The sequence below is a fragment of the Pseudoalteromonas sp. SG41-5 genome (assembly GCF_014164495.1).
Taxonomy (GTDB): domain Bacteria; phylum Pseudomonadota; class Gammaproteobacteria; order Enterobacterales; family Alteromonadaceae; genus Pseudoalteromonas; species Pseudoalteromonas rhizosphaerae.
Genome location: NZ_JACJFH010000150.1, coordinates 1 through 6,408, shown reverse-complemented (window position 1 = coordinate 6,408; position 6,408 = coordinate 1). Strand labels below are relative to the sequence as shown.

Annotated in this window: 5 protein-coding genes, 1 tRNA gene and 1 pseudogene; all 7 read right to left on the bottom strand. The window is 42.3% G+C overall.

Going from position 1 to position 6,408, the window contains the following annotated elements; genetic code table 11:
* Nucleotides 1–220: 220 nt before the first annotated feature.
* Nucleotides 221–305, bottom strand: a tRNA-Leu gene (locus H5232_RS21755).
* A gap of 82 nt (nucleotides 306–387) precedes the next feature.
* On the bottom strand, nucleotides 388–738 hold the full coding sequence (gene secG / locus H5232_RS21750) for a preprotein translocase subunit SecG (protein WP_182831503.1): 351 nt from the start codon (nucleotides 736–738) through the stop codon (nucleotides 388–390).
* A gap of 1 nt (nucleotide 739) precedes the next feature.
* The gene (gene tpiA / locus H5232_RS21745) at nucleotides 740–1,489 is read right to left on the bottom strand and encodes a triose-phosphate isomerase (RefSeq protein ID WP_182831502.1); all 750 of its coding nucleotides are present in this window, start codon (nucleotides 1,487–1,489) and stop codon (nucleotides 740–742) included.
* A 72-nt stretch (nucleotides 1,490–1,561) separates the two neighbouring features.
* Nucleotides 1,562–2,911 (bottom strand): phosphoglucosamine mutase, encoded by a 1,350-nt coding sequence (gene glmM, locus H5232_RS21740; RefSeq protein WP_145239192.1) that lies wholly within the window; start codon nucleotides 2,909–2,911, stop codon nucleotides 1,562–1,564.
* A 2-nt stretch (nucleotides 2,912–2,913) separates the two neighbouring features.
* Nucleotides 2,914–3,768, bottom strand: coding sequence for a dihydropteroate synthase (gene folP, locus H5232_RS21735; RefSeq protein ID WP_182831501.1), 855 nt, complete (start codon nucleotides 3,766–3,768; stop codon nucleotides 2,914–2,916).
* A 102-nt stretch (nucleotides 3,769–3,870) separates the two neighbouring features.
* A pseudogene (ftsH, locus tag H5232_RS21730) lies at nucleotides 3,871–5,814 on the bottom strand (ATP-dependent zinc metalloprotease FtsH).
* Between the two features lie 66 nt (nucleotides 5,815–5,880).
* Nucleotides 5,881–6,408: 23S rRNA (uridine(2552)-2'-O)-methyltransferase RlmE (rlmE, locus tag H5232_RS21725; RefSeq protein ID WP_182831500.1), on the bottom strand; the 528-nt coding region annotated here is incomplete at its 5' end.

Here is a 6,408-nt window from a genome sequence, read left to right as displayed (position 1 = left end):
AATAAAGCGCTAACTGCGTTATAATTTTTTCAAGTAGAACAACTACATGTCAAAATTTACGCCTTGTTATCACTGTATTTATCTGTCGCTATAAATGGTCAGTAACTTAACACGATTGGTATAATAAACAGGAGGAGCTAATCGAGGTGAGAGTCTGTGCTAATTGCAGACCACAAAAAGCAAAAAACCAGTAACATCGCTGTTACTGGTTTTTATAAGATGGTGCGGTTGGGGGGACTTGAACCCCCACGCCCGAAAGCACTACCCCCTCAAGGTAGCGTGTCTACCAATTCCACCACAACCGCATTGTTAAAGCTTTCGCTTTAGGTGTTAAACATATGATTTATTTGAGGATGATAAATCGTTTAACGATACTTTTAATAAGTATTAATTTGGTACGTCAGATTTCTCTTTCGTTGATGTTACTGGAACATCATCAGCTGCAGGAGCAATTGCTTCAACTGCTGGTGCTGCTTCTAGGTTTTCCCACTCATCAGTCTTTTTGATCTGACCTGCAGTTAAGTTACCTAGTACAATACTTAGCACAAAGAAAACACTGGCTAAGATTGTAGTTGTTTTTGTCATAAAGTTACCTGCACCTGACGAACCGAAAACGGTTGCAGAGGCACCAGCACCAAATGATGAACCCATGTCCGCGCCTTTACCTTGTTGAATTAAAACCATACCAACAAGCGCTAAAGCAACAACTAAATAAACTACTAATAAAATTTCGTACATCTTATACGGTCCCTTTTGCACTTTCGCAGATTGCAGTAAATAACTCTGCTTTTAGACTAGCGCCACCAATCAGGCCGCCGTCTATATCTGGTTGTGCAAATAATAATTCGCTATTTTTTTCATTTACGCTGCCACCATAAAGAATGGTCAGCCCTTGTGCTAAATCACTACTGTTATCAGCAATTTTATCACGGATAAATTTGTGCACATGTTGTGCTTGTTCAGGCGATGCAGTCTTACCTGTGCCAATGGCCCAAACGGGCTCGTATGCTATCACAGAATCTTTCAGTGCTGCTATACCTAATTTATCAATTACTGCATCAATTTGTGCAGCAACGACTAATTCAGTTTGACCTTGTTCGCGTTGCTGTTCACTTTCACCAACACATAAGATAGGTGTTAAACCCACTTGTTGTGCACGAGCAAACTTAGCTGCAACAGTGTCATTGCTTTCGCCGTAGATACTACGACGTTCAGAGTGACCAACTAACGTATATTGGCAACCTAAATCTTTAATTAATTGCGCATCAACTTCACCAGTAAATGCACCCGGTTCATTTTCAGAAACCGTTTGTGCCCCAGTTGTTACACCTGTTGCTGTTAGCATAGGTAACAATGGGTAAGGTGGAAATACCACAACGTCTATCTGATCTGATTTTACGTTGTTGATAGCGTCAGATAATTGCTGTACTAACTCTTTCGAGCCGTTCATTTTCCAATTGCCTGCGACCATTGGCTTGCGTATTGCCATTTTTCCACTCCACATTAGAAAGCGGGCGAGATAGTAACTCGACTCGCCCAAAGTTACAAGAGGTTATTGTTCTTAATCAGTTTGTTTGCTCATAGATTCGACAACTGCAGCAATTTTTTGTGCACTATCAAGGACTATTTTCTCTTCTTCGGCTTCTACCATCACGCGAACAACCGGCTCAGTGCCAGATTTACGTAATAACACACGGCCTTTACCAGCAAGTTGTTTTTCAACATCAGCAACCGCAGCAATAACCTCTGGTGCAAGTGTTGGATCTGTGCCCGCTTTATAGCGCACATTAATCATCTTCATCGGGTATTTAACAAACCCTGCGCCAAGATCTTTTAGCGTACGATTTTGCGCCACCATAGCAGCCAAAACTTGTAGGCTTGAAATGATGCCATCACCGGTGCTGATCAAATCCAGATTCAATACATGCCCTGAGCTTTCACCGCCGATTTTCCAGCCTTTTTCTTGTAGTAATTCCATTACATAACGGTCACCCACTTTACTGCGAGCAAACTCAATACCTTTCGCTTTAAGCGCGTTTTCAAGACCCATATTAGACATTACCGTGCCAACAACACCACCGCCTAACATGTCATCATTGGCAGCTTGGCAGGCAATAATATAAACAATATCATCACCATCAAAGACACGGCCATTGTGATCAACCATCATTACACGGTCGCCATCACCATCATAGGCAATGCCGACATCAGCATTATGTTCTAATACTTTGCGTTTTAATGCATCAACATGGGTCGCACCGCATTCTAGGTTGATGTTTACACCATTTGGCTCGCAAGCATGGCTAATTATCTGCGCGCCTAATTCACGCATTACTGATGGTGCGATATGATAAGTTGCACCATTGGCACAATCTAATACAATCTTTAAACCTTCTAACGACAGGCCTTGTGGGAATTGGCTTTTACAAAACTCAATATAACGGCCATCAGCGCTTTCTAAACGGCGGGCTTTACCTAGCTTATCAGATGCTACACAGGTCATTGGTTCATCAAGCATTGCTTCAATTTGTAGCTCAACTTCATCAGCTAACTTCAAACCTCGGCCACAAAAAAACTTAATGCCGTTGTCATGATATGGGTTATGAGATGCACTGATCACAATTCCAGCTTCAGCACGAAATGTTTGCGTTAAATATGCAACGGCTGGCGTCGGCATCGGGCCAAGTAATACCACATCGATACCTGCGGCGATCAAACCCGCTTCAAGTGATGTCTCTAACATATAACCAGAAATGCGAGTATCTTTACCAATAATGACTTTCTTAGTGCCATTTTTTGATAGTACCTTGCCTGCAGCCCAACCTAATTTAAGTGCAAATTCTGGTGTAATTGGGTATTCACCTACCATGCCACGTACACCATCGGTGCCAAAATACTTTCTTTCTTTCATTTTTAAATTCCTTGTTCGCAAGCTTGCCACACGCCAAGCACATCTGCGGTTTCTTTTACATCATGTACACGAATAATTTTTGCGCCATTTTGCGCTGCAATTAATGCCCCTGCTAAACTGCCAGCAAGGCGCTCGTTTGTTTGTCTATTTAATAAGTTGCCAATCATTGATTTGCGCGATAGTCCTGCTAAAACAGGTAAACCAAAGTGGTTAAATTCATTAAACCGCGCCAGTAATTGGTAGTTGTGACTGAGGGTTTTACCAAAGCCAAACCCGGGGTCTAAAATAATTTGCTGGCGCTGAATACCCGCTGTTTCACAGGCATTGATCCGCTGTACAAAAAAATCATTTATATCACTGAATAAATCATCGTAATGTGGAGAGTTTTGCATACTTCGAGGTTGGCCTTGCATGTGCATTAAACACACCGCAACGTCTGGATACTGAGCAACTGTTGCCAGTGCGTTTGGCTCTTGTAAAGCACGCACATCATTAACAATATCAGCATCAGCTAGAATAGCTTGACGCATTACTTCACTTTTACTGGTATCAATCGAAATGATGCAATCATTAACGGCGCTATCACTGTGGGCACGAATTGCCTCGATTGCGGGTATTACTCTGGCTAATTCATCCTCAAGGCTAACATCAGGCGCACCAGGACGTGTTGATTCGCCACCAATATCTAATATGGTAGCACCATCTGCGAGTAACTTTTGAGCTTGTATGACAGCGCTGTCTGTTTGATAGTAGCGCCCACCATCTGAAAAAGAGTCAGGAGTGACATTCAAGATCCCCATTATAACTGGGGTGTCGAGGTGTAAACTGCGACCTCTAGGTAACTTAACTGTGGTCATCTATCACCTTCAATACATCCATTGCATTGATATATATACTTTATTTAACCAGTTACAAAAAAGCCCCGACAATCGGGGCTTTTCGTTTAGCTATTTTAACTGTTATTCAGCTTTATCATCAAGATTTGTTTCATCTTTTTGAGCTGGCTTGTCGTCTTTTTCAGCAACTGGCTCTGCTTTGCTCTCTTCAACTGCTGGTTTTTTATCAGCAGTATCACGGCGGTCATGCGCATCACGTGGTTCACGTACAGGCTGACGTGCCATTAGATCATCAATTTGCTTAGCATCAATCGTTTCATATTTCATTAATGCATCTTTCATTGAATGCAGAATATCAATATGATCTTTCAAGATTTGCTCAGCGCGTTGATAGTTGCGATCTGAGAACAAACGAACTTCAGCATCAATTACTTTTGCCGTTTCATCCGACATGCTCATGGCACGACCACCGCCGCCACCCATGTACATCTCATTTTGATCTTCAGCGTATAGTAATGGCCCTAATTTTTCACTTAGGCCCCACTGTGTAACCATTTTGCGCGCAATGTCAGTAGCACGTTCAATATCGTTACTAGCACCGGTAGTTACTTTATCTTCACCATAAATCAGTGCTTCAGCAATTCGGCCACCATATAAGCTTGAAATCATAGATTCCAATAGCTCTTTAGAGTGACTAACACGGTCTTGCTCTGGTAAATACATCGTTACACCAAGGGCACGGCCACGTGGAATAATCGATACTTTATAAACAGGATCGTGCTCTGGTACGATGCGGCCAACAATTGCATGTCCGGCTTCATGATACGCAGTCATTTCTTTTTCTTTCTCGCTCATCACCATGGTCTTGCGCTCTGCGCCCATCATGATTTTATCTTTAGCAGCATCAAATTCAGCCATGCTAACAACACGTTTATTACCACGTGCAGCATATAGAGCCGCTTCATTGACTAAGTTTGCTAAATCAGCACCAGAAAATCCAGGTGTACCACGCGCAATAACAGAAGCTTCTACGTTATCGCCTAATGGCACTTTTCGCATATGTACTTTAAGGATCTGTTCACGGCCACGGATATCAGGTAAGCCAACCACTACTTGACGGTCAAAACGACCAGGACGAAGTAATGCTGGATCAAGTACATCTGGGCGGTTAGTCGCGGCAATAACGATAATACCTTCATTGCCTTCAAAGCCATCCATCTCTACTAGCATTTGGTTAAGTGTTTGCTCACGCTCATCGTGACCACCACCCATACCTGCGCCACGTTTACGGCCTACGGCATCAATTTCATCGATAAAGATGATACATGGCGCTGCTTTTTTCGCTTGTTCAAACATATCTCGAACACGCGAAGCACCCACACCAACAAACATCTCAACAAAGTCTGAACCTGAAATCGTAAAGAATGGTACTTTTGCTTCACCAGCAACGGCCTTAGCAAGTAAGGTTTTACCCGTACCTGGAGGACCAACCATTCATACGCCATTAGGAATACTACCGCCAAGTTTTTGGAATTTAGATGGATCACGTAAGAAATCAACAAGCTCTGTTAGATCGTCTTTAGCTTCAGCACAACCGGCAACATCTGCGAAGGTGGTTTTAATTTGGTCTTCACTCATTAAGCGTGCTTTACTCTTGCCAATCGACATAGCACCTTTGCCACCGCCGCCTTGCATTTGACGCATGAAGAAAATCCATACCCCAATTAGTAATAACATTGGGAACCATGAAATTAAGATGCTCGCTAAGAATGATTGCTCTTCTGGCTTCACACCTTTTACATTCACATCACTTTTTAATAAGTCATTAAGAATGTCTTTATCATAAATAGGCATGATCGTTTGAAAGCGATCGCCATTGGTTTTAGTGCCAGTAATTGTGCCACTGGTACTTTCGATTGCCACTTCTTGTATAGCGCCACTTCGGGCATCTTTTACAAATTGACTGTAACTAGTTTGACGGTCTGTTTGATCGCCACCATTAAAGCTCTGAAATACTGACATTAGCACAACTGCAATGACCAGCCAGAGTATTAGATTTTTCGCCATATCGCTCAAGGGGTTAACCTCTTGTATCCAATTAATTTAAATTCAACTAAACGCCTGACAACTGTACTACAGTTTGTAGCCTGTCGCTACTATATATACTTCACGTGATCGCGCACGTGAGGCGTCGGGTTTACGGATTTTTACAGTTTTAAAGCTATCACGCACTGTTTTTAAGAATTCATCAAAGCCTTCACCTTGGAATACTTTAACAACAAATGCACCATTTTTCTTTAAAACTTGGCTACACATATCTAATGCTAATTCCACTAAATACATGCTTCCAGCTTGGTCAACGGAGCTATTACCACTCATGTTTGGTGCCATATCAGAGAGCACCACATCAACATTTTTACCATTAATGCGATTTAATAACGCATCTAAAACAGCTTCTTCTCGGAAATCTCCTTGCAAAAAATCAACGCCGGCCAATGAATCCATAGGTAATATATCACAAGCGATCACCTGCCCTTTATCGCCTACTTTTTCTGCTAAATACTGTGACCAGCTTCCCGGCGCAGCTCCCAAATCAACAACAGTCATGGCTGGGCGTAGTAATTTATCTTTATTTTGGATCTCGTCGAGTTTAAAAATCGC